Here is a 22,487-nt window from a genome sequence, read left to right as displayed (position 1 = left end):
GTTTTCGTCTTCCTCCCTGCGGCAGGTTCCGCCCTACGCCGCCCCAACACTTTCGTCTGCCTATGCCAGGAGGCACCCATGGTCCTTCCACCGTCACCTCACGCCGTCACCGAGCCGGTGGAAACGGCTGCGGACGCGCTCGCAGCTGCGCTTGGGACCTGGTACGAGCAGCAGCGTGACGGTAAGGGCAACGTCAACTCCAACGTCATGTGCGCAGGGCTCTACATGACGGAGTTCCTTGCTGGGCACTTCCCTCTCCAACCCGAGCATTACAGAACCCCGTCCCAGGTGAAGACGGCGAGCGGCCCGCAGGCCCAGAAGCTGCTCGCCCAACACGGTGAGGCACGCAAGTTCACCAGCGAAGGCGGCCGCACCTCGCGCGCCACCCTCAACCACGCCGACGCCTTGGCCGAACTCCTGAACTCCGCGGGAGACACGGCTGGGTTGAACGATGTCACGGACATCGAGCGTGCCGCGCTGGCCGCGCTCCTCCAGGCCTGGTTCGTCGAACGCGTCCGCGAGGACTTTTTCGGGCGCAAGCGCATTGAGGCCGAGATCAACCCCGACAACCCCGTCCGCACCACCGTCGCAGCCCTCATAGAGGCGGGCCGCCTACGCGGAGGCAACACGGCCGGCGCGATCGCACAACATCTCGTCGGCGCAAAGCTCAAGATTCGCTTTCCCGACGAGGACGTGAACGTCGAGAGCTACACCACCGCCGACGTCCAGACCGGACGCGCAGGCGACTACCAGATCGGTGACACCGCCATCCACGTCACCATGTCCCCTGGTGAGAAAGTCTTCCTCGACCGCTGCGTCGACAACCTCAACCACGGCTACCGCCCTCGTGTGCTTGTCCCCGAGGCCCGCGTCGCCGCAGCCGCCCAACTCGCCGAGAACTACGGCTTGGCCGAACGCGTCGCCATCCAGTCCATCGAGGATTTCGTGGGGACGAACATCGAGGAAATCGGAGGCTTCTCGAAGAGCGGCGTACGGGACCGGCTTCGAGAACTGCTCACCGAGTACAACTCGCGCATCGAACAGGCCGAGGCGGACAAGTCGTTGATGATTTTGCTGCCTGAGAACCTGTAAGGCTTTAAGGTCTCCGGTACCTGCCTCCCCCGAGGCTCGTACGATCTGCCTCATGCGAATACCAGCGTGGACAGAAGACGAACTCGTGTTGGCCGGGGCCCTAGTTGTGAAGAACGCCTGGCGCGAGTTGCGCACCAGCGACCCCAGGGTGCATGAGTTGTCGGATCTTCTCCGCTCACTTCCCATTCACAGGTCTGACGTGCTTGCACTGCCGAGCTTCCGCTCCCCTGACAGCGTCAGCCGTAAGACCACTGACTTCATGACCAATCATCAGTCCTATCCCGGTAAGGCGACGCGCTGTGGCAAACCCACGCTGGTCATGATCGATGCCTTTACCGAGCGCGAGGCTGTGATGCTTCAGGCCGCAAAAACTATCGAAGAGGGCATCGGATCGGGCGAGTTGCATCGCATTCCCCCTCAACCCGACGAAGTCGACGAGACCGGTGTCAGCGCCGTCGAAGGACGTCTACTCGCTCGCTGGGCCCTCTCTCGCGAACGCAACTCGAAGCTTCGCGCTCAGAAAATCGCTCGAGTACGCCAAGACGGAGGGCCGCTCCGGTGCGAGGTATGCGACTTCGATTTCGCTCGCACATACGGAGACCTGGGCGATGGGTACATCGAAGTGCATCACGTCACCCCCCTCCACGTTTCCGGCAACCGTGAGACGGCACTCGACGACCTGGCCTGCGTGTGCGCCAACTGCCACCGCATGTGTCACAGGACCCGACCGGGAGAGTCCTGGCGCACTCCCGCATCTCTACGGGAGTTGCTGGCAACAGTCGGTTCCGAGGCTTGGATTCTCGATCAAGCTTCGTCTTGAATATCTTCGACGACTGAAGCGATATCCCTGACGAGGCTTTCTCCCGCACTAATCGACTGTTGGAGGATGGGCGACGCCTGGTTGAAGACAACGCATGCCGTCACGAACGCCAACAGGGCCTTTTTCCAACGATTGACGTTCTCGTCGCGTATGTTTACCAACGAAGCTCCGGTCTGCGCTAGGGAGCCGATGACCGTACTGGCCTCCTCCGCTACTCTTGCTGCGCCAAAGAGGCCCGCGTTGTCGACGAGCCAGACGAGGTGGCGAAGCTGGGAGATCAACTGATCCCTCACTGGGCCGCTGATCTCGATCTCGCTCAAGGACGCAAGAAGTTCGATCCAGTCATTGCAACGGTCGACCATCTCACTGAGATCCGCGCTGCGGGGCGCCGCATCGGAACCAACGAGGTTTCCCGATATCAGGTCTGCTGTGGATTCCAGGTGATCCAGCTTGTCGTCATCGATGATCGACTGCAACGAACGGTTCTGGTCCCGCCAGTTTATCGTCGGCTGCATCACCGCATTCCACCACGCATCGACGTGACGCTCGCATCGGGTGCGCGCCCTCTCTGGAAGTGCGCTCACCTGTCGAATTGTCATTTGCAGAAGAGTGACGACTTCGGAGTGCCGACGGGCGAATTCATGACTCCCCCACTCAGCGCCTAGGACCTCAGACCAGGCCGAAGCAGCATCAGTCTCTGCTGATGAGCGAACACGCGATATCAGAACGTGCAACTGGTGCGCCGCGGTGTTTTCGTTCGAAAAACTCATATCCCCTGCCCGAGGTCGCGCATGTCGGAGCTGCTGAACGCAGAATGTAGCAGCGGGAGCGGTTCGCAGCCCAGCCGTAGCTCGACGTACGCGGCCGGTTACGCGTCAGTCTGGCGAGATCCCACCGCCTCGTCACAGGGCGGAGGTACGCTCGCCTTCCCCTAGTCGCCCGTGAGGAGTCTCGTGGCCATCATCAAACAGGCACAGCGGCAAACGCTCGGCCAGCTGATCGGCGCAAACAACCCCATTGTGACCGTACCCGACGACAGTCAACGCCAGTACGCCTGGACGAAAAAAGAAGTCGATGTGTTCTGGGCCGATATCGAGAAGTTCAAGGAGTCCCGCGAAAGTGGGCGTGAGTCGTCGGCGGAGTACTTTATAGGCCCGGTGGTGACCATCACTGGCGATTCTAAGCAGGGGCGCTCACTGCTTGACGGTCAGCAGCGGCTCACGACCTCTACGATCCTCATCGCGGCGATCAGAGACATACTTTGGGGGATGAGATCCCCTGAAGGGATATCGAGCGCCAACAACATTCAGCGAGACTACATCGCACGCAAATCGGGCCGCAAGGAGCCGATGGAATACTTCCTCGTCCTCTCGCTCTTTGATCGCGACTTCTTTCGAGATCACATCCAGGATTGGAGCGAGATCACAGGCTCCTGCACCAAGATCGAGAAGCCTGGTCGACCTTCACACCACCTTATTCTGGACGCGTACAACAATTTCCGCTCTAAGATCGGAAATCGATTGCAAGCCCACGTCGAGGACGAAGCGCGCATGGACTATCTCGACGCGTTGCGTGAATGCTTGATAAATGGCCTGGTGTTCGTCGAGATCCAGACCCCGTCGTCAGGCGATGCCAATGAAGTCTTCGAGACCATCAACTCTCGCGGGAAAGACCTGTCCACGGTAGACCTAGTCCGTAATTTCTTGATGGAGAAAGCCAGGAGCGAGCACGAGAAGACACGAGTAAACGATGCCTGGCGATCTCTCCTAGACGGATTCGAACGCCGAGAGGAGATCGAAAAGTTTTTGCGTCACTTCTGGGTCTCCACGCACGGTGACGTAAAGTCACACAGCCTCTATGCAACCATAAGGAAGGACCTGAGCGCACACTTCGACAAACGTCCTCAATCGTACGGAGTCGGCGCCTTTTCTGCCGAACTGGAAGGAGCGGCCGGCCGGTATGCGGAGTTGATCACAGGAAACACCGGCGACATCGAATTCGACGTCTCCCTGAACGAGATAAAAGCCATGGGGGCGGACGCGCTTTACCCTCTCCTACTGTCCGCTTCGGGACGTAATTCGTATCCGCAGCTACAGACCCTCATCGAGGCTTCCATAAGCTACTACGTACGCTGGACAGTCGTTGGACGTAGGGAGTCCACGCTTCTCGAGGAGAACGTGTTCAGCGCCGCCAAGGAGTTCTCCCGAGGGGCCAGCCTAGACGGCGTGCTGCAGAAGGTCTCCGGGTGGATTCCGGATGATGAGACCTTCAAGGCAGACTTCCTTGAAGCCTCGATACCAAAACAGTCTCAAGCTCGGTATCTTTTGGCAAAAATTGAGCAGCATCTACGCCTGGAGAACGGAGTATACGAGGAATTGGCGATGGGGGATGGAAAGGCTCATGTGGATTACATATATCCACAGAAACCGAGCAGGGATCTACTCCTCGACGACCATCAGGATTGGGTCAGCAAGTTGGGAAATCTTACGCTCCTGACAGGAAGGCGGAACCAATCCCTGGCCAGTCTCTCCTACCCGGAGAAAGCTCACCTCTACACCGGCTCCGCCCTTCTCGTATCCGCGCAGACGGAGGTCGATGCGTTGTGGGACGGCCAGAGGTCTGCATGGCGAGTTGAGGGAATCAAGGCCCGTCAAGCCAGGTTGGCAGGGTACGCACTAGACGTGTGGCCCAACGGCAGCCGCTGGCATTGACTCGTTTTGACGACATGACGCCTTTAGAACGTCGCTGCCCATCCGTTCCTCCCCCTCCCCCTCCCCCACCAACTGCTTGGCCCTCATGAACCCAGCAGTTCGAGGCACCGCGCGTCCTGTATGACCGGTTCTGTTGCAAAGCAGGATGCGGCGGTCACGCTGCCGGTGACGGTGAGGACGTCGCAGTCAAAGGTGGTGGGGTCTGCCTTGGGGTGGTAGGGACGTGGCGGACTCGATCGTCCGAGCCGAAGGGCGCAGGAGATCATCGTCCGCCTGGCCCAGACGGGTCCCAGCGACCCGACTGGTGGGCGCTTCGGCGCCGCTATGACGCTGTCCTGGTAGTCGCGGAAGGTTGTGATCCACGCCACCGGAACCGCCTCCCCGGTTCGGAGAGGTAAGGGTGTGAGGTCCAACGGAGAGAGCGAAGAGGCGGCGGGCGGGGACGATGACGGGGAGCTGTTGCGGGGGCGGGTTCGGCGGGGGGAGCGGGCTGCGTTCGGGGAGCTCTACGAGTTGTACGCGACCGCCGTCTACAACCATGCCCTGCGGCTCACCGGTGACTGGTCGGTCGCCGAGGAGGTGATGTCGGAGACGTTCCTCGCCGCGTGGCGGGGGCGGGAGGACGTGGCCGTCGAGGGTGGGTCGTTGCGGCCCTGGCTGTTCGGGATCGCCACCAACAAGGCGCGCAACGCCGACCGGAGTCTGCGGCGGCGGCTCGCCTTTCTGGCCCGGCGGGCGCCGGGGGTGCAGGAGGTCGGTGACTTCGCCGAGGACGTCGCGGGCCGGGTGGACGACGCCCGGCGGCTCGCCGACGTACAGCGGGTGCTCGGGCGGCTGAGGCGGCATGAGCGGGAGGTGATCGCGCTGTGCGTGTGGGGCGGGCTCGACTACGCGCAGGCCGCCGAGGCGCTCGGCGTTCCCGTCGGGACGGTGCGGTCTCGGCTGTCGCGGGCGCGGGCGCGGCTGCGGGAGTTCGTGGACCGGGAGGAGCGCGAGAGACGTACGCCGCATTTCTCGCATACGGGTTTTATGGAACCGCGGTCCCGTCGCGGAGAGGTAGAGAGTGAGACCGCGTTCGCGGTCCTGCCCCTTCAGGAGGAAGCCCGATGAACGCCACTCCGGCCGGATCCGAGCAGGGTGAGCGCGCGGAACTCGACGAACTGGGGGAACTGGCACGGCTGTTGCCGGCCGGTCCCGTCGAGCAGGTGCTGCCTCCCGGGCGTCGTTCCCATCACAAGGACGTTCTGATGCAGCTCATCGATCGTGATCGCCGTGACGAGGCGGAGGGCGCCCGCCCTTCGCCGACGCCCCGCCGCCTCTACCGGCCGGCCCGGTCCGCTCTCGTCGCCGGAGCCGTCGCCGTCGCGCTGGCGGCCGGGCTCACCGTCGGCATCGGCGCGGGGCGGCACGGCGGGGGTGGGGACGCCCGGGCGGGCGCGCCCGGCACGCCCTCCGCCGGCAGCCGCAGCGCCGTCGTCACGCTCGACCGGATGGCCGCCGTCGCCATGAACACCGATGTGCAGCCGGTGCGGGAGGACCAGTTCGTCTACGCCCGCAGCCGGGTGGCCGAGAACGTGGGCGAGTGGGGGAAGCCCGTGAAGCTCGGGCCGCTGCACGAGCGGCAGGTGTGGTTCTCACAGCAGCAGGGGCCCGTGGTCGACGTCGGGCTGATCCGTGAGGACGGCCAGGACTGGCCGATCGAGGTCGGGGTGCCGGACGGCACGAACCCGAGGGACTCCGCGGTACCGGCCGGCGTCCAGCGGCCCACGTACGCCTGGCTCGCCTCGCTGCCCACCGAACCGGGGCACCTGCTGAAGCGGCTCTACGCCGAGACCCCCGTCGAGAAGGGCGACGACCGCGACCAGGAGGTCTTCAACGAGATCGGGAATCTGATCACGGAGCAGATCATGCCGCCCGCGACGGCCGCCGCCTTCTTCAAGGCCACCGCCCGCATCCCCGGCGTCACCGAGGTGGACGACGCGGTGGACGCCGTCGGACGGCACGGCATCGCCATCGCCCGGGAGGACGTCCGGCACGGCACCCGCACCGAGTGGATCTTCGACGGGCGCACTCTGGACTACCTGGGCGAGCGCACCGTCTTCAGCCGGGACACCGGGCGGGACAAGGCGGGGACGGTCTCCGAGTCCACGGCCGTGCTGGAACGCGCCGTCGTCGACAAGCGAGGGCTGGAGCCCGGCGGCCGCCGCCGCGCCGGGCGGAGCTAGCCCGCACGTCTCGCAGCGGCCGCGCGGACTTGTTCCGGCCGAGGTTGCCGGCCGTCGAGAACGCCCTTGCCCGGCCCGTGGAGAACGGGCCGGGCAAGGGCGTTCGTGACCGGGCGAGCGGTCCGGCGGCTAACCGAGGGCGACGACCAGCGATCCGGACCCCTCGGCCAGATAGTCGTGGTCCGGGTAGTAGTCCACATGAAGGTGGTCGTCCCCGTCCGCCTCCGAGGCGAAGCCCTCGATGTTGTCGGCGAGAAGCGCGAGGGCCTCTTCTCCGCCTTGGACATCGAGGGATCCGCTGTCTCCGGACGACGAGATCATGATCTTCCCGCTTGTTCGCCGGACACTCATCCGTGACAACGACCTGCTGCAGGGGGACGGACCGGAGACCTCACCAAGGGAAAGATCCCCGTGCCCGTTCCGCAACTCCCGCCCGAGGGCCAGCAGTTCGGAGCGGGTTCCGGAGAGCTCCAGCTCCCCGGTGGAGTCACCGCGCAAAACCTGCACCGTCACGCCTCTCTCTTCGCCTACGGCCAGTAGTCGCCGGACCGGATCGTGGCGGTCCGAGTTTCTGGACGCGCCCGCTTCCGGGGTTCACATCGAACCCCCCGTGCTCTCCTTCGACCGGAACGCGCGGCGGTACCCCTGTGGGCTCGTTCCGGCGACCTTGCGGAAGCATTCCCGGAAGGCGGTCGGGGAGCCGAAGCCCGTCTGGGCGGCGATCCGTTCCACCGGGTAGGCCGTCGACTCCAGCAGGTACTGCGCGCGTCGCACCCGTGCCCGGTGCAGCCAGCGCAGCGGTGTCGTCCCGGTCTGCTCGCGGAAGCGGCGGTTGAGGCTGCGGGTGCTCATGCCGGCCCGCTCGGCGATCCGGTCCAGCGTCAGATCGTCGGCGCAGTTGTCCTCCAGCCAGACCAGGAGCGGTTCGAGGGTCGAGCCGGTCGGGGCGGGCGTCAGGTCCTGGGCGATGAACTGGGCCTGGCCGCCCTCCCGTTCGAGCGGCATGACCGACATCCGGGCGGCCTGCGCGGCGATCGCCGAGCCGTAGTCGCTGCGGATCATGTGCAGGCACATGTCGAGGGCCGCCGCCGCGCCCGCCGAGGTGAGGAACCGGCCGTGGTCGACGTAGAGGACGTTCGGGTCGACCTCCACCTTCGGGTAGCGCAGGGCGAGTTCGCGGGCCGCGAACCAGTGCGTGGTGGCGCGCAGCCCGTCCAGCAGGCCCGTCGCGGCGAACAGGAACGCGCCGACGCACACGGAGGCGATCCGGGTGCCGTTCGCCGCCGCCTCGCGCAGCGCCTCGGCGACCCCGGGCGGCAGCTCGTGCGGCGGGTCCGCGACGCCCGGCAGCATGATCGTGTCCGCCTCGGCCAGCGCCTCGAGGCCGTACGGCGCGCGCACGGTGAAGGCCCCCGCGCTCACCTCCCCGGAGGGGGACGGCGAGCAGACCCGCACCCGGTACGCGGGGCGGCCGTCGGGCAGCCGCGCCCAGCCGAAGGCGTCGATCGGGGCGGACAGATCGAAGGGGACGACCCCGTCCAGGACCAGTACGGCGACGGTGTGCATGGCGAGATCCTAGACAGCCGACGGGATCACGCCCAGCCGGGGAAAGCGGCGGCCGCTGGGGTGGATACGGCAGGCGTCTGCGGTCGTACGCGAACACCGCAGTCCGAAAGGGGTGCGGAAGTCCTGGCGGGAATCCGTCGGCCTCTGGCATTCCCGCCGCTTCCGCGTGATCTTCGCGCCCTCTAGCGTCGGTGCGTGACCAAGTTCCTCCTCGCCGTCCACGTCCTCGCCGCGATCGTCGCCGTCGGGCCCGTGACCGTCGCCGCCAGCATGTTCCCGCCCGCCGCGCGCAAGGCGCTGGCCGCGCCCGGGGACGCGGGCGCGGCCGGGACCGTACGGCTGCTGCACCGCATCTGCCAGGTGTACGCGGCCGTCGGCATCGCCGTTCCCGTCTTCGGGTTCGCCACCGCGGGCGCGATGGGGGTGATGGGCGACCCCTGGCTGATCGCGTCGATCGTGCTGACCGTCCTTGCCGCGGCCGTCCTGCTGCTCCTCGTGCTGCCCGGGCAGGAGGTGCTCGTCGAGGGACAGGGGGAGCACGGGACGACCGTCCGACTCGCCATGTTCACCGGGGTGTTCAACCTGCTGTGGGCGACGGTGACGGTCCTGATGATCGTCCGGCCGGGGTCGACGACAGGGGCGTAGGCGACCGACGGCGACCTGACGGCCGGGCAGCCGAGGCGACCGGGCAGCCGAGGCGACGGGGCGACCGGGGGTGGATGACGACACCCACCCCCGGGCCGCTATGCCGGCTTCGTTCCGCGGCCGGCCATTCCCTTCGCCTTCGCCGCCGCCGCGGTCAGGGGCTTGGCGATGTCCTCCAGGGAGCGTCGCTCGGCGTTGACCGCCAGGAACGCCGCGACCAGGCCCGCCAGGCACATCAGCGTCGCGCCGATGCAGAAGGCGAGGACCGTGTCGCCGACCTTGCCCGTGTCGGTGAGGTCGGCGAACAGCAGGGGGCCGCTGATGCCGCCGGCGGCCGTGCCGAGGGCGTAGAAGAAGGCGATGGACATCGCGCGGGTCTCCATCGGGAAGACCTCGGACACCGTCAGATAGGCGCTCGACGCACCGGCCGAAGCGAAGAACAGCACCGCGCACCAGCAGGCCGTCATCGTCGTCGCGTTGAGCGAGCCCTGGTCGAACAGCCAGGCCGTGCCGAACAGCAGCACACCCGACAGCAGGTAGGTCGAGGAGATCATCACCCGGCGGCCGACCGTGTCGAACAGCTTGCCCAGCAGCAGCGGACCGCAGAAGTTGCCGATCGCGATGACGGCGAAGTAGTAGCCGGTGTTGCCGCTCGGCACGTCGAAGAACTTCGTCAGGATCGCGCCGAAGCCGAAGGTGATCGCGTTGTAGAGGAAGGCCTGGCCGATGAAGAGGGAGAAGCCGAGGATCGCGCGGCGCCGGTACTCGGAGAACACCGTGCGGGCGATCTCGACGAAGGAGACGCTGCGCCGCTGGTGGATGGTGAGCTCGCCCTCGGCGCGCGGCAGCCGCTCCCCCTTGTCCTCCTCGATCTGCCGTTCGATGGACGTGACGATCTCCTCGGCCTCGCGGTCACGGCCGTGGATCAGCAGCCACCGTGGGCTCTCCGGGACGTGCCGGCGCACGAGGAGGATGACCAGGGCGAGGACGGCGCCCAGGGCGAACGTCAGCCGCCAGCCGACGTCGGCCGCGAAGATGTCCGTGTTCAGCGCGACGATCGACAGCAGCGACCCGGCGACCGCGCCCAGCCAGAAGCTGCCGTTGATGATGAGGTCGACGCGCCCCCGGTACTGCGCCGGGATCAGCTCGTCGATCGCGGAGTTGATGGCCGCGTACTCGCCGCCGATGCCGAAGCCGGTGAGGAAGCGGAAGAGCAGGAACCACCAGGTGTCGAAGGAGACGGCGGTCAGGGCGGTGGCCGCCAGATACACCGCGAGGGTGATCATGAACAGCTTCTTGCGGCCCCACTTGTCGGTCAGCCGGCCCCAGAAGAGCGCGCCGACACAGGCGCCCGCGACATAGAGCGCGGCCGCGATGCCGGTGACCTGCCCGGAGGTGATGGGCAGGCCGCTGCCCGGCTCGGACAGCCGGCTCGCGATGTTCCCGACGACCGTGACCTCCAGGCCGTCCAGGATCCACACGGTGCCCAGTCCGAACACGATGGTCCAGTGCCAGCGCGACCAGGGCAGCCGGTCCAGGCGGGCGGGGATGTCTGTGGTGATCGTGCGGTCTCTCTCGGCCGGCACGGCAGCTTCGGCGCTGGTCATGGGCTCCCTCCTCGGCACACGCTCCTCGTCGAGCGGAACGCGGTCCGTGTTCCCGCGACCAGTGCCTTTAAGCCCCCAGCGCCCGCGCCAGGGTGTAGATCAGCAGCCCGGCCAGCGAGCCCACCACCGTGCCGTTGATGCGGATGAACTGCAGATCCCGGCCGATGTTCGCCTCGATCTTGCGGGTGGTGTGCTCGGGGTCCCAGCTCGCCACCGTGTCGGTGATCAGCGAGGTGATCTCCTTCCGGTACGTCGTGACGACGTGCACCGCAGCGCCCTCGACCCAGCTGTCGACCTTCTCCTGCACCTTGGGCTCCGTCGCCATCCGGGCCCCCAGCGACAGCAGCGAGGCCCGCACGCGCAGACGCAGCTCGCTGCGCTCGTCCTCCGCCGCCGCGACGATCATGGAGCGGACGGCGGTCCACGCCGACGCGATCAGATCCTGCACCTCGCCCCGGCCCAGCACCTCGCCCTTGAGCCGCTCCACCCGCGCCCGGGTGTCCGTGTCGGACTGCAGATCGGCGGCGAAGTCCGTGAGGAACCGGTCGAGGGCGCCCCGGGCCGGGTGGGAGGGCATGTCCCGCATCTCCGCGCAGAAGCGCAGCAGTTCCTTGTAGACGCGCTCGCCGACCTTCTTGTCGACGAAGCGCGGGGTCCAGCCGGGCGCGCCGCCCTGCACGGCGTCCATCACCGAGTCGGCGTGCAGCACCAGCCAGTCGTGCGCCCTGGCCACCACCAGGTCGACGGCGCGCCGGTGGCCGCCGTCCACGACGATCCGCTCCAGCAGCTTCCCCATGCCCGGCGCGATCTCCTGGGCGTCGGCGCGCCGTGTGATCGCCTCCCCCACCACCGCCTGGACGTCCGAGTCGCGCAGCACCGTCAGCGCGCCCCGCAACGCCGTCGCGAGTTCCGCCGTCACCCGGTCCGCGTGCGCGGGATCCGCCAGCCAGACGCCCAGCCGGGTGCCGATGCCCACCGCGCGCAGCCGCTGGCGCACCACGTCCTCGGAGAGGAAGTTCTCGCCGACGAACTCGCCCAGCGAGACGCCCAGCTGGTCCTTCTTGTTCGGGATGATCGCCGTGTGCGGGATGGGCAGGCCGAGCGGGTGACGGAACAGCGCCGTGACCGCGAACCAGTCGGCGAGCGCGCCCACCATGCCCGCCTCCGCGGCCGCCGCCACATAACCGGCCCAGGCGCCCGCGCCCCGATGGGAGGCCCACTCGGCGAGGACGTACACCACGGCCACGAACAGCAGCAGCCCGGCCGCGGTGAGCTTCATCTGACGCACCCCGCGCTGTTTCTCCTCGTCCGCGGGGGTGAAAGAGGTCATCGCCCGGTAGGACGAGGCCGCGTCCGGTGCTGCCGCTTCGGTACGTTCCATTTGCTCCACCCGTTCGGTGATCCCGCACACATTGTCCCTTCCTGACCGACTCCTGGAACGGAACAAGAGTTCCCGTCGTCTGTCAGAGCGGGGAGGTCAAGGGTGAACTCCTGCACTGATCCGGAGCCCCGGGCTCCCCGCGCATGAGGAGACACGCACCCGCATGACCGCCAAGCATCATGGTTATGCCCTGCTGTCGGCGATCGTCGCCCTCGTCATGGGCCTGTCCGCAGCGATCTACGTCACGGCCGCCGCCGAACAGGGGCCCCGTCACCGCCGCGCGGGGGACGCCGTCGTCGCGAACCCCGGCCCGTACCACGCGGCCCCCGTGTCCACCGGCGTCTGGGTGGGCGCCTGGGCGGCGGCCCCGGCCGGCGCGGAACCGGGCACCGCGGCCGACGGCATGGCGGGCCGCACGGTCCGCAACGTCGTGCACACCGGCGTCGGCGGAAGCGCGGCCCGCGTCACCCTGTCCAACCTCTACGGCGACCGCCCCCTCACCGTCACCCACGCCACGCTCGCGGTCGCCGCCCACCACGACGGCCCCGCCGCCGACCCCGACACCCTGCGCCGTCTCACCTTCGGGGGCGCCACCGCCGTCGTCGTCCCGGCCGGCGGACAGACCGTCAGCGACACCGTCGCCGTCACCGTCCCGCACGACGCGGACGTCCTCGTCAGCATCTACTCCCCCACCTCCGCGGGGCCCGTCACCTACCACCCCCGCGCCCGGCAGACCAGCTACGTCGCCGAGGGCGAGGCCACCGAGGACGCCGGCGGCGCCGCGTTCACCGACACCACCCCCTACTGGCGCTACCTGACCGCGCTGGACGTGCTCGGCGACGAGGCCGACGGCACCGTCGTCGCGCTCGGCGACTCCATCACCGACGGCGTCACCTCCACCCCCGGCGCCAACCGCCGCTGGCCCGACGCCCTCGCCGACCGGCTGCGGGCCACCCTCGCCGCCGACGGCGCCGCACCCCGCTACGCCGTCGTCAACGCCGGCATCAGCGGCAACCAGCTCCTCGCCGACGACCCCCGGCGCGGCGCCTCCGGCCTGAACCGCTTCACACGCGACGTCCTCGGCCGGCCCGGCGTGAAGGCCGTCGTCATCGATCTCGGCATCAACGACATCCTGCGCAACAGGACGCTCGCCGACCCGCAGGCCATCGTGGCCGGCCTGCGCACCCTCGCCGACCGCGCCCACGCGCACGGCGTCAAGGTCGTCGGCGCCACCCTCACCCCGTTCCGCGGCCACCGCGGCTACAGCGCCGCCCGCGAGAACGTCCGACAGCAGGTCAACCGGGCGATCCGCACGGACGGCCTGTTCGACGAGGTCGTCGACTTCGACCAGGCGCTGCGCGACCCGTACGACCCGCGCAGCCTGCGCCCGGAGTACGACTCCGGCGACCATCTGCACCCCAGCGACCCCGGCTACCGCAGGATGGCGCAGACCCTCGACCTGGAGAAGCTGTCCGGCTCCGCGCCGGCCCGGCTGTAGCGGCCGTCCGCGCCCCGCGACGAGCCCCGCGCTCCCGGGAGTTCCCGCACTCCGGGGCCGCCCCGACCGCGCGGACGCCGGGCCGTCAGTCCTCGAAGTGCCGGCCCCGCCCTTCCCACCGGTCCCGGCGCTCCTCCCGCTGCCGGTCCCGACGGCGGCCGTGGTCGTGCAGCGGATCCGTGCGGCTCTCCAGTCTCCGGCGGTGCGCTTCGTGCACCTCGTCCCGGAAGGCGGAGCGCAGCTCGCGCCGGGCCGCCCTGCGGTCCCGCTTCTCCTGCTGCCGGGCCGCCCGCGTCTTCTTGCGCTCGACACCCACGCCGCCCCAGAAGGCGAACCCGGTGACCACCACCCGCGGCCCGCCCGGATCCCCCGGAACCGCGCTCTCCTCCTGGTCGAAGCCGCCCATCACCCCGACGCCGCGCACCACGACCTCCACGCCCGGCGGCACGACGATCTGCACCCCGCCCATGATCGCCACGCAGTTGATCTCGACCTCGGCCGCCGAGAAGTCCGCCTCGCGCAGGTCGATCTCACCGCCGCCCATCAGGGCGACACAGGTCAAGCGCCGCGGAACCGTCCAGCGGCCCTTGCGCTGAAAGCCCGACATCACCGCCACGGCCCACGACGACGAACCGTCGCCGCCCACCATCCGCCCCGCCCAACCCCCGTCCTGCGACGACTCCTTCCGCAACGAGACGACAGGCGGCGGGACGACGCCGGCCACCGGGAGGTCCCGGGTGATCGGCGCCAACTCCCCGTACGTGCGCGCCTTGTACGTCTCCTCCAGCCGCTCCTCGAACTCCGCCATGTCGAGACGGCCCTCGGCGAGGGCGTCCCGCAGCACTTCGGCGACCCGCTCACGATCAGCGTCGGAGGCACGAAGGTCCGCAGAAGTCGGAAGGTCCGGGACTGCGTCGTCGGTCATACCAGCAGCCTACGAGTTCCCGGCCCCCGGCACTACGGTCTGCCGCTCCGGCGGGCCTTCACCCGAACCCCCCGGCGCGTACAGCATCTTCGCGATCACCGCCTCGATGTCCGGCTCCCGCACCGACAGGTCCACCAGCGGGTACCGCGCCGCGATGTGCGCCACCAGCGGAGCCGCGGACGCCGACGCCGGGAACGCCAGCCACTGACGCGGACCCTCCACCTTCACCACCCGCGCCGCCTCCCCCGCCTCGATCGGCGGCAGCTCCCGCTCCAGGTCCACCACCAGCGTCCGCTCGCTCTCACCCGCCTCGTGCAGCCCGGCCAGCGCACCGTCGTACACCAGCCGGCCGTGATCGATGACCATCACCCGCGAGCACAACTGCTCGATGTCCTGCAGATCGTGCGTGGTCAGCAGCACCGTCGTGCCGCGCTCGGCGTTCAGCTCGCGCAGGAACTCCCGCACCCGCGCCTTGGAGACCACGTCCAGACCGATCGTCGGCTCGTCCAGATACAGCACCTCCGGATCGTGCAGCAGCGCCGCCACGATGTCGCCGCGCATCCGCTGCCCGAGCGAGAGCTGACGCACCGGCACCTCCAGCAGCGCCGCCAGGTCCAGAAGTTCGACCAGCCGGTCGAGGTTCTCCCGGTAACGCCCGTCCGGGATGCGGTACATGCGGTGCATCAACCGGTACGAGTCGATCAACGGAAGGTCCCACCACAGCGTCGTACGCTGCCCGAACACCACCCCTATCCGATGCGCCAGCCGCGTCCGCTCCCGCGACGGATCGATCCCGGCGACCCGCAACCGGCCCCCGCTCGGCGTCAGGATCCCCGTCAGCATCTTGATCGTCGTCGACTTCCCGGCCCCGTTCGGCCCGATGTAGCCGACCATCTCGCCGCGCGCCACCCGGAAGGAGATCGCGTCGACCGCCCGCACCTGCCGCAGCTCCCGCTTCAGGAATCCGGTCCTGCGACGCACGTCGAAGACCTTCTCCACCCGGTCCAGCTCGATGAACGCACTCTCCGACACCGTCACCCTCAACTCCCCGTGCTCCGGTACGACCTCAGTCCGACCCGCCACGCGAGCCCCGCCGCCGCGCAGCACACCGACGCGACCACCGGCGGCGCGAACGCCGCCCACTGCGGCAGACCCAACGGATAGGGCCGCCCCAGCACATACGACGCCGGCACCCAGTTGACGAACGCCAGCGGGAACACGAACGTCACCCCCCGCACCAGCTCCGTGCCGAACACCGTCGGCGGATACTGCAACAAGGTCTGACCGCCGTACGTGAACGCCGCCTGCACCTCCGCCGCGTCCTGCGCGACGAACTGGAAGGCCGCGCCCGCCACGAACACCGACGCGAAGATCAACCCACCGCTCATCAGCATCACCGGCACCAGCAGCACCTTCTGCGGCGACCACACCACGTCCGTCGCCACCAATGCGTACCCGAACACCGCCGTCCCCTGGAGGATCCGGCTCACCCGGCGCAACGCGAACCGGTCCGCGGCGACCTGGGCCAGCACCGGCGCCGGCCGCACCAGCAGCGTGTCCAGCGTCCCGTCCCGCACCCGCGTCCCCAGCCGGCCCGCCGAGCCGATCACCAGATCCGCGAACCCGAACGACATCGCCGACAACCCGTACAGAAACGCGATCTCCGGCAGCGAGTATCCGCCGAGCACGTCGACCTGCGAGAAAATCAGCAAGATCGCGACAAAGTCCAGCCCGGTCACCAGCAGACCGCCCACCGCCGTCATCAGGAACGACACCCGATACGCCAACGTCGAGCGGATCCACATCCCCGCGATCAGCCGGTACGCCCGCACACCCTCCGCCACCCTGCCGACCTCACCCACCCTGCACCACCACCCGCCGCGTCGCCGCCCGCTGCACCGACCGCCCCAGCGCCAGCAACACCACCGCCCACGCCGCCTGGAACGCGAACGCCGACCACGGATCGACCACGCCCATCAGCACGTCCGCCGGCATCTGCAACAACGCCGCCCACGGCAACGCCGCCATGATGTCGCCCAACGGCTGCGGAAACGCGTTCAACGGCAACGCCATCCCCGAACAGAACATCCCCGTCACCACCAGCGCCTGCAACGCCCCCGTCCCGTCCAGCGTCCAGAACCCGGTCAACGCCACCAGGAACCGGATCCCGTAACTCACCACCATCGCCAGCGCGACCGCCACCAGGAACGCCGACCACAGAGCCGGATCACTCGGCAACGCCGTCGGGAAGCACAACGCCCCGAACACGAACGGGATCACCCCGCGCCCCGCCAGCTGGAACACCGCCCGCCCCACGTCCAGCGCCAGCCACCACGCCTGGAGATCGGCCGGCCGGTACAGATCCACGGCCACGTCCCCCGTGCGGATGCGCTCGATCAGATCCGTCTCGAAACCGCCGCCCTGGATCGCCAGCGTCGCGAACAGCGCCTGCCCCAGCCACACATAGGTCACCGCCTGTGACTGGTCGTAGCCCCCCAGGTGCGGCCGCTCGTCCCACAACGCCAGGTATGTGTAGACGAGGATCAGGCCGAAAACGGTGTTGGTGAACACCCCCGCGGCCGTGGCCACCCGGTAGGTCGCGTACCTTCTGAAACTCCCCACTGCGACGGCCGCGTACAACCGCGCCGATCCCAAGGCAACCCTCCTCCTCGCCCACGAGTCACCCCTGGTAACCCCCTTCGACACCGAAGCGCAGGAGCTTAGTGCGCCCGTGCCGTCGCGTGCCACGCGATTTCCGGCACAACACGCACCGATTGTCGGGAACGGAACGCTTGGTGCGAGAGTCTCTAACAGGGGGCGCAGAAGGCGTACGAGGCTTACGAGGCGTACGGGAACGTACCTAGGCGAAATCAGGAGTCCTGCAACACATGAGTGACGATCCGCAGCCGCAGCAGCCGACCGAGGGCTGGGCACCAGGAAAGCCCGAGGCGGGTGACGGGGGAAGCGAGAACAAGGTGAAGCGACCCAAGCGCACCGGATGGCGCCGCCTCCTGCCCACCTGGCGGATGGTGCTGGCCACGTTCGTGCTCGGAATCCTGCTCGTCGCCGGCCTCTTCTTCCTCGGCTACTCGATGGTCAACATCCCGCCGGCCAACGCCCTCGCCATGAAGCAGTCCAACGTCTACCTCTACGCCGACGGCACCGAGATCGCCCGCGACGGCACCGTCAACCGCGAGAACGTCGACCTCTCCCAGATCTCCAAGGACGCCCAGCACGCCGTCCTGGCCGCCGAGGACCGCGACTTCTACACCGAGACCGCCATCGACCCCAAGGCGATGCTGCGGGCCGGCTGGAACACCGCCACCGGCAAGGGCAAGCAGTCCGGCTCCACCATCACCCAGCAGTACGTGAAGAACTACTACCTCGCGCAGGAACAGACCGTCACGCGCAAGTTCAAGGAATTCTTCATCTCGATCAAGCTCGACCGCGAGAAGTCCAAGGACGACATCCTCGAGGGCTACCTCAACACCAGCTACTTCGGCCGCAACGCCTACGGCATGCAGGCCGCCGCCAAGGCCTACTACGGCGTCGACGCCGCCAAGCTCACCCCCGCCCAGGGCGCCTACCTCGCCGCACTGGTCAACGCGCCCAGCGAGTACGACGTGATCGCCCACCCCGAGAACAAGGCCGCCGCCCAGGCCCGCTGGAACTACGTCCTCGACGGCATGGTCACCAAGGGCTGGCTCAGCCAGGCCGCGCGCAACGGTATGAAGTTCCCCGCGCCCAAGGAGACCTCCGGCGCCGACAACGGCATGTCCGGGCAGCGCGGCTACCTCGTCAACGCGATCAAGGACTACCTGAAGAACAACAAGATCGTCACCTCGGACGAGCTGGAGAGCGGCGGCTACCGCATCACCACGACCCTCGACAAGAGCAAGCAGAAGGCCTTCGTCGACGCCGTCAACGACAAGCTCATGTCCAAGCTCGAGCCGAAGAAGCGCAAGGTCGACTCGTACGTCCGCGCGGGCGGCGCCGCCGTCGACCCCAAGACCGGCAAGATCCTCGCCATGTACGGCGGCGTCGACTACGTCAAGCAGTACACCAACAACGCCACCCGCCAGGACTTCCAGGTCGGCTCCACCTTCAAGCCGTTCGTGTTCACCTCCGCCGTCCAGAACGACTCCACCACCCAGGACGGCCGCCAGATCACCCCCAACACGATCTACAGCGGCACCAACAAGCGTCCCGTCCAGGGCTGGTCCGGCCCCTCCTACGCCCCCGAGAACGAGGACTACGTCAACTACGGCGACATCAACGTGCGCACCGCCACCGACAAGTCCGTCAACTCGGTGTACGCACAGATGGCCGTCGACGTCGGACCCTCCAAGGTCAAGCAGACCGCGGTCGACCTCGGCCTGCCCGCCGCGACCCCGGACCTGCAGCCCTACCCCTCCATCGCCCTCGGCACCGCCAACGCCAGCGTCCTGAACATGGCCGAGGCCTACGCCACCCTCGCCAACCACGGCAGGCACGGCACCTACACCCTGATCAGCAAGGTCACCAAGAACGGCTCCGACGTGATGGAGCTCCCCGCGTTCAAGCCCGACCAGGTCGTCAGCCGCGAAGCCGCCGACACCACGACCTCCGTCCTGCGCAGCGTCGTCGAGAACGGCACCGCCACCGAAGCCCTCGCCGCCGGCCGCCCCGCCGCCGGCAAGACCGGCACCGCGGAAGAGGACCAGGCCGCCTGGTTCGCCGGCTACACCCCCGACCTCGCCACCGTCGTCGCCGTCATGGGCCAGGACCCCGAGACAGCCCACCACAAGTCCCTCAAGGGCGCCATGGGCCTGGCCCGCATCAACGGCGGCGGCGCGCCCACCCAGATCTGGGCCCAGTTCACCAGGAACGCCCTCAAGGGCACCCCGGCCTCCGAGTTCAACCTCCAGATCCAGGACGGCGGCGAGGAGTCCGCCTACCCGTCCGCCCCGCCCTCCTCGGAGGAGCCCAGCGACGACGAGTCCGCCGGCAGCACCCCGTCCGGCAACGGCACCAAGGGCCAGGCGCAGGGGCAGACCCAGGGCCAGACGGGCGGCGGCAACACCACCGGCGGCGCCACCGGGAACACTGCCGCCGGCACCGGCACCCACGGCGGCGCGTCCACCGGCAACACCTCGACCGGCGCCACCGGCGGCAGCCCCACCACGGGGGGCACCACCTCGGGCGCCGACTCCGGCGGCACCGACGGCGGCACCACGTCCGGAACCACCGACGGCGGCGCCACCGGCGACCCCGGCAACTCGGGGGGCACCACCGTCGGCCCCCAGCTCACGGCCACCCGCCGCGAATGACGTCCGTCCCAGCCGCGTCCGCGCCGACCGACGCCCGTCACGGCTGACGCCCGGTCGCGGCAGGCGCCCGTCACGCGGGCGTCCCCCGGTCACCGCCGTCCATGAGCCGACCGCACCCTGCCCGCGACGATCCCGCCGTCCGTGCACACAGACCGCGAAAAGGGCTGGTGACCATGGTCACCAGCCCTTCGAGCCACCGTTTCACGGAGGCCCGGACGTCTCAGAGGTACAGACCCGTCGAGTCCTCCGACCCCTCGAACCGGTCCGCGGCGACGGCGTGCAGATCGCGCTCCCGCATCAGCACATACGCCACGCCCCGCACCTCCACCTCCGCCCGGTCCTCCGGGTCGTACAGCACGCGGTCCCCCGGCTCCACGGTCCGCACGTTCTGACCCACGGCGACGACCTCCGCCCACGCCAGCCGGCGACCGACGGCCGCGGTGGCGGGAATCAGGATGCCGCCACCGGAACGCCGCTCGCCCTCGCCGGTCTCCTGCCGCACGAGCACACGGTCGTGCAGCATCCGGATGGGCAGCTTGTCGTGCCGGGGATCCAGGTCGTCTCTCTTGGCGCTCACAGCACTGAACCTACCTGCCCGAAGCCGATCCGTGAGCGGGCGGGTCCGGGGCCGCCCCGGGCAGGATCACCCCCGGCGACGACGGATCCCCAGGGCCAGCAGCCCCACGACGCCGACGACGACGAGCGCCACCGGCACCACCCGCTCCAGCCGGGGCGCGCCGTCCTCGCCCACGAACTGCCCGCGCACCTCGCTCACGACCCGATTGACCTGCACATATGCCCTGCCCAAGGTGTGATCGACGTTGGCGACGACCTTGGCCTTGGCGTCCCCGACGATGGTCTTCGGGTGCACCCGCACCCCGATCTCGTCCAGCGTCTCCGCCAGCACCTCGCGGCGGGCCCTGATGTCCGCCTCGATCTGCGCCGGGGTTCTGGTGTCCGACGTCTCCGCCACGGTAAGGCCTCCGAAGTCAGCCGATTCTTGTTCTGGCGATGCTTGTTCTGGACAGTCTGTCAGCTCCGTCCACCGCCGCACTGTCAGGACCCCCGGTTAGGCTGGCCCGATGAGCGAACGACTCCAGCCCGGGGACGTGGCCCCCGATTTCACCCTCTCCGACGCCGACGGCAACCAGGTCTCCCTGTCGGACCACAAGGGCCGCAAGGTCATCGTCTACTTCTACCCGGCCGCGCTGACCCCCGGCTGCACGAAGCAGGCCTGCGACTTCACCGACAACCTCGACCTCCTGACGGGCGCCGGCTACGACGTCCTCGGCATCTCCCCGGACAGCCCCGAGAAGCTGGGGAAGTTCCGCGACAAGGAGTCCCTGAAGGTCACCCTCCTGGCCGACCCGGACAAGACCGCGCTCGACGCGTACGGCGCGTTCGGCGAGAAGAAGAACTACGGCAAGACGTACATGGGCGTCATCCGCTCCACGATCGTGGTGGACGAGGAGGGCAAGGTCGAGCGGGCCCTGTACAACGTCCGCGCCACGGGCCACGTCGCCAAGATCATCAAGGACCTGGGCATCTGAGACCCCCTCCCCCGCACAGACGGCCCGAGTCGGACCCCCGACCCGGGCCGCTCCACATCCCGCGCGTGACTGTCCGATAAACGGTTCGTTACTCCGTACGAGACCACGAACGGGTGGTCGGGGAACGGAGGGGCATGGGCATGCCGAATGCAGGGGCACGGGCGAGCGTCTACGGCAGGGAGAGGCTCGCGCGGGAAGTCGCCGAGGCTCGCGGCTGGGCCGACCTCATGCGCCGGCTCGATCTCAAGCCGAGCGGCGGCCAACGCCGGGTGCTGCAAGAGCACGTCGCGCGCCATGGACTCGACACGAGCCACTTCGTCAAGCGCAGCCCATGGCGCAAGTACCCGGACGCCGCCATCGCGGAAGCCGCCGCCTCCTCGTCGTCGCTCCGGGAGGTCGCCCTGAAGCTGGGGGCCGCACCGGCCACCGGAACCCTGTCCCACATCCGGCGCCTCCTCGACGCGGCCGGTGTCGACGTCAGTCATTTCCCGGGCATCGACCGTGCCGGCGTGGTTCTGCCCTTCACCCCGGAGGAGCTCCGGACGGCCGCGGCCTCGGCCTCGAGCGTGCGCGGCGTGGCGCGCGCCCTGGGCGTCCCCGACGACAGCCGCTCCCGGTCGGCACTCGCTCGCATGCTGGCAGCACTCGAGATCGACGTCGCCCACTTCTCGCATCGCCGCGCGCCGATCCCCGAGGACCGGCTGCGCGACCTCGTACCCGTCTGCACCAGCTACGCCGAGGTCATGCGCGGGCTCGGCATGGAGGTCGACGACACCAATCACCGGCGCGTGCGACGCGCCGCCTCCCGTTTCGGCCTGGACACCGGCCACTTCACCCGCCGGCCCTGGGGGCGGCCCGAGCGTCCCGCCCCTGCGCCGATCGCACATCGCGTACTGGTCGTCCTGCCGGACCGGGCTGGCCGGACCAACAGGGACCGGCTGCACCGGGCGCTGAAGGAGATCGGAGTGCCGTACGCCTGTGCCGAATGCGGCAATCCCGGCGAGTGGCGGGGTCGCCCGGTCACCTTGCAGATCGACCACGTCAATGGCGACTGGCGGGACAACCGTGCGGCGAACCTGCGCTACATGTGCCCCAATTGCCATGCGATCACCAGCACGTGGTGCCGGAGTGGGCAGCGACGGCGCCAGGGCTAGAACG

The 22,487-nt window shown here is 68.6% G+C and carries 22 protein-coding genes; 11 read left to right on the top strand and 11 right to left on the bottom strand.

Annotated elements, in window-relative coordinates:
- The first annotated feature begins 78 nt into the window (after positions 1 to 78).
- Both BG482_RS15555 and BG482_RS41055 read left to right on the top strand, forming a co-directional pair.
- Entirely contained in the window at positions 79 to 1,092 is a 1,014-nt protein-coding gene (locus BG482_RS15555) for a DUF4928 family protein (RefSeq protein ID WP_079141834.1), read from the top strand.
- 52 nt (positions 1,093 to 1,144) lie between these two features.
- The gene (locus BG482_RS41055) at positions 1,145 to 1,912 is read left to right on the top strand and encodes an HNH endonuclease (RefSeq protein WP_079141833.1); all 768 of its coding nucleotides are present in this window, start codon (positions 1,145 to 1,147) and stop codon (positions 1,910 to 1,912) included.
- On the opposite strand, the gene BG482_RS15550 is transcribed toward BG482_RS41055, so the two are convergent.
- Positions 1,897 to 2,496, bottom strand: a complete 600-nt coding sequence (locus tag BG482_RS15550) for a hypothetical protein (RefSeq protein WP_141746601.1) — start codon at positions 2,494 to 2,496, stop codon at positions 1,897 to 1,899. The two genes, BG482_RS41055 and BG482_RS15550, sit on opposite strands and share 16 nt — an antisense overlap.
- 369 nt (positions 2,497 to 2,865) lie before the next feature.
- On the opposite strand from BG482_RS15550, the gene BG482_RS15545 reads away from it, so the two are divergent.
- The 3 genes from BG482_RS15545 (at position 2,866) to BG482_RS15535 (ending at position 6,848) form a co-directional block, all read left to right on the top strand.
- Complete coding sequence (locus BG482_RS15545) at positions 2,866 to 4,623, top strand: DUF262 domain-containing protein (RefSeq protein ID WP_069769615.1); 1,758 nt, start codon at positions 2,866 to 2,868, stop codon at positions 4,621 to 4,623.
- 459 nt (positions 4,624 to 5,082) lie between these two features.
- Complete coding sequence (locus BG482_RS15540; RefSeq protein ID WP_069769693.1) at positions 5,083 to 5,733, top strand: RNA polymerase sigma factor; 651 nt, start codon at positions 5,083 to 5,085, stop codon at positions 5,731 to 5,733.
- Positions 5,730 to 6,848: a CU044_5270 family protein gene (locus BG482_RS15535; protein ID WP_069769614.1), complete on the top strand. Its 1,119-nt coding sequence runs from the start codon at positions 5,730 to 5,732 to the stop codon at positions 6,846 to 6,848. Before BG482_RS15540 ends, BG482_RS15535 begins: the two co-directional genes overlap by 4 nt.
- A 129-nt stretch (positions 6,849 to 6,977) precedes the next feature.
- Here the strand turns inward: BG482_RS15535 and BG482_RS43455 are convergent, their stop codons facing one another.
- Positions 6,978 to 7,169 carry a hypothetical protein gene (locus BG482_RS43455; protein WP_141746599.1) on the bottom strand — a complete coding sequence of 64 codons (192 nt, stop codon included), beginning with the start codon at positions 7,167 to 7,169 and terminating at the stop codon, positions 6,978 to 6,980.
- A 90-nt stretch (positions 7,170 to 7,259) separates the two neighbouring features.
- Between BG482_RS43455 and BG482_RS45190 the strand changes: the two genes are divergently transcribed.
- Positions 7,260 to 7,388, top strand: coding sequence for a hypothetical protein (locus tag BG482_RS45190; RefSeq protein WP_256096381.1), 129 nt, complete (start codon positions 7,260 to 7,262; stop codon positions 7,386 to 7,388).
- Between the two features lie 54 nt (positions 7,389 to 7,442).
- Here the strand turns inward: BG482_RS45190 and BG482_RS15525 are convergent, their stop codons facing one another.
- Positions 7,443 to 8,414, bottom strand: a complete 972-nt coding sequence (locus BG482_RS15525) for a GlxA family transcriptional regulator (RefSeq protein ID WP_069769612.1) — start codon at positions 8,412 to 8,414, stop codon at positions 7,443 to 7,445.
- Positions 8,415 to 8,609: 195 nt separating this feature from the next.
- Here BG482_RS15525 and BG482_RS15520 point away from each other — a divergent pair, with 195 nt between their 5' ends.
- Positions 8,610 to 9,059, top strand: a complete 450-nt coding sequence (locus BG482_RS15520) for a hypothetical protein (RefSeq protein ID WP_069769611.1) — start codon at positions 8,610 to 8,612, stop codon at positions 9,057 to 9,059.
- Positions 9,060 to 9,157: 98 nt separating this feature from the next.
- Here BG482_RS15520 and BG482_RS15515 read toward each other — a convergent pair whose 3' ends face one another.
- Entirely contained in the window at positions 9,158 to 10,666 is a 1,509-nt protein-coding gene (locus BG482_RS15515; protein ID WP_069769610.1) for an MFS transporter, read from the bottom strand.
- Between the two features lie 67 nt (positions 10,667 to 10,733).
- Positions 10,734 to 12,047 (bottom strand): DUF445 domain-containing protein, encoded by a 1,314-nt coding sequence (locus BG482_RS15510; protein ID WP_370745792.1) that lies wholly within the window; start codon positions 12,045 to 12,047, stop codon positions 10,734 to 10,736.
- 163 nt (positions 12,048 to 12,210) lie between these two features.
- Here BG482_RS15510 and BG482_RS15505 point away from each other — a divergent pair, with 163 nt between their 5' ends.
- Positions 12,211 to 13,545 carry an SGNH/GDSL hydrolase family protein gene (locus BG482_RS15505; protein ID WP_069769608.1) on the top strand — a complete coding sequence of 445 codons (1,335 nt, stop codon included), beginning with the start codon at positions 12,211 to 12,213 and terminating at the stop codon, positions 13,543 to 13,545.
- Positions 13,546 to 13,630: 85 nt separating this feature from the next.
- Here BG482_RS15505 and BG482_RS15500 read toward each other — a convergent pair whose 3' ends face one another.
- From BG482_RS15500 to BG482_RS15485, 4 genes are read right to left on the bottom strand one after another with little or no spacing between them, the layout of a single operon-like run.
- Complete coding sequence (locus tag BG482_RS15500) at positions 13,631 to 14,470, bottom strand: DUF1707 domain-containing protein (protein ID WP_069769607.1); 840 nt, start codon at positions 14,468 to 14,470, stop codon at positions 13,631 to 13,633.
- Between the two features lie 9 nt (positions 14,471 to 14,479).
- Positions 14,480 to 15,502: an ATP-binding cassette domain-containing protein gene (locus BG482_RS15495; RefSeq protein ID WP_069769692.1), complete on the bottom strand. Its 1,023-nt coding sequence runs from the start codon at positions 15,500 to 15,502 to the stop codon at positions 14,480 to 14,482.
- Between the two features lie 8 nt (positions 15,503 to 15,510).
- Positions 15,511 to 16,275, bottom strand: coding sequence for an ABC transporter permease (locus BG482_RS15490; RefSeq protein ID WP_079141842.1), 765 nt, complete (start codon positions 16,273 to 16,275; stop codon positions 15,511 to 15,513).
- A 49-nt stretch (positions 16,276 to 16,324) separates the two neighbouring features.
- Complete coding sequence (locus tag BG482_RS15485; RefSeq protein WP_069769605.1) at positions 16,325 to 17,125, bottom strand: ABC-2 family transporter protein; 801 nt, start codon at positions 17,123 to 17,125, stop codon at positions 16,325 to 16,327.
- 233 nt (positions 17,126 to 17,358) lie between these two features.
- Here BG482_RS15485 and BG482_RS15480 point away from each other — a divergent pair, with 233 nt between their 5' ends.
- On the top strand, positions 17,359 to 19,779 hold the full coding sequence (locus BG482_RS15480; protein ID WP_069769604.1) for a transglycosylase domain-containing protein: 2,421 nt from the start codon (positions 17,359 to 17,361) through the stop codon (positions 19,777 to 19,779).
- Positions 19,780 to 19,999: 220 nt separating this feature from the next.
- Here BG482_RS15480 and BG482_RS15475 read toward each other — a convergent pair whose 3' ends face one another.
- Positions 20,000 to 20,302, bottom strand: a complete 303-nt coding sequence (locus tag BG482_RS15475; protein WP_236052880.1) for a co-chaperone GroES — start codon at positions 20,300 to 20,302, stop codon at positions 20,000 to 20,002.
- A gap of 120 nt (positions 20,303 to 20,422) precedes the next feature.
- Positions 20,423 to 20,752 (bottom strand): DUF3618 domain-containing protein, encoded by a 330-nt coding sequence (locus BG482_RS15470; RefSeq protein WP_069769602.1) that lies wholly within the window; start codon positions 20,750 to 20,752, stop codon positions 20,423 to 20,425.
- A gap of 109 nt (positions 20,753 to 20,861) precedes the next feature.
- Here BG482_RS15470 and bcp point away from each other — a divergent pair, with 109 nt between their 5' ends.
- Both bcp and BG482_RS43950 read left to right on the top strand, forming a co-directional pair.
- A complete protein-coding gene (gene bcp, locus BG482_RS15465) occupies positions 20,862 to 21,329 on the top strand; it encodes a thioredoxin-dependent thiol peroxidase (protein ID WP_069769601.1) in 468 nt (155 codons plus the stop codon).
- 140 nt (positions 21,330 to 21,469) lie between these two features.
- Complete coding sequence (locus BG482_RS43950) at positions 21,470 to 22,483, top strand: HNH endonuclease (protein WP_069769691.1); 1,014 nt, start codon at positions 21,470 to 21,472, stop codon at positions 22,481 to 22,483.
- Positions 22,484 to 22,487: the final 4 nt, after the last annotated feature.

The sequence above is a fragment of the Streptomyces sp. LUP30 genome, assembly GCF_001746365.1.
GTDB lineage: Bacteria > Actinomycetota > Actinomycetes > Streptomycetales > Streptomycetaceae > Streptomyces.
The sequence above is the reverse complement of the archived record's forward strand: the minus strand, read 5'-3'. Positions and strand labels throughout refer to the sequence as shown.

Coding starts and splice junctions, on each gene's coding strand:
- BG482_RS15555 (WP_079141834.1), top strand. CDS start 79: ATGGTCCTTCCACCGTCACCTCACGCCGTCACCGAGCCGGTGGAAACG.
- BG482_RS41055 (WP_079141833.1), top strand. CDS start 1,145: ATGCGAATACCAGCGTGGACAGAAGACGAACTCGTGTTGGCCGGGGCC.
- BG482_RS15535 (WP_069769614.1), top strand. CDS start 5,730: ATGAACGCCACTCCGGCCGGATCCGAGCAGGGTGAGCGCGCGGAACTC.
- BG482_RS43455 (WP_141746599.1), bottom strand. CDS start 7,169: ATGATCTCGTCGTCCGGAGACAGCGGATCCCTCGATGTCCAAGGCGGA.
- BG482_RS15525 (WP_069769612.1), bottom strand. CDS start 8,414: ATGCACACCGTCGCCGTACTGGTCCTGGACGGGGTCGTCCCCTTCGAT.
- BG482_RS15515 (WP_069769610.1), bottom strand. CDS start 10,666: ATGACCAGCGCCGAAGCTGCCGTGCCGGCCGAGAGAGACCGCACGATC.
- BG482_RS15510 (WP_370745792.1), bottom strand. CDS start 12,047: ATGGAACGTACCGAAGCGGCAGCACCGGACGCGGCCTCGTCCTACCGG.
- BG482_RS15505 (WP_069769608.1), top strand. CDS start 12,211: ATGACCGCCAAGCATCATGGTTATGCCCTGCTGTCGGCGATCGTCGCC.
- BG482_RS15500 (WP_069769607.1), bottom strand. CDS start 14,470: ATGACCGACGACGCAGTCCCGGACCTTCCGACTTCTGCGGACCTTCGT.
- BG482_RS15490 (WP_079141842.1), bottom strand. CDS start 16,275: ATGTGGATCCGCTCGACGTTGGCGTATCGGGTGTCGTTCCTGATGACG.
- BG482_RS15480 (WP_069769604.1), top strand. CDS start 17,359: ATGAGTGACGATCCGCAGCCGCAGCAGCCGACCGAGGGCTGGGCACCA.
- BG482_RS15475 (WP_236052880.1), bottom strand. CDS start 20,302: ATGCTGCACGACCGTGTGCTCGTGCGGCAGGAGACCGGCGAGGGCGAG.
- bcp (WP_069769601.1), top strand. CDS start 20,862: ATGAGCGAACGACTCCAGCCCGGGGACGTGGCCCCCGATTTCACCCTC.
- BG482_RS43950 (WP_069769691.1), top strand. CDS start 21,470: ATGCCGAATGCAGGGGCACGGGCGAGCGTCTACGGCAGGGAGAGGCTC.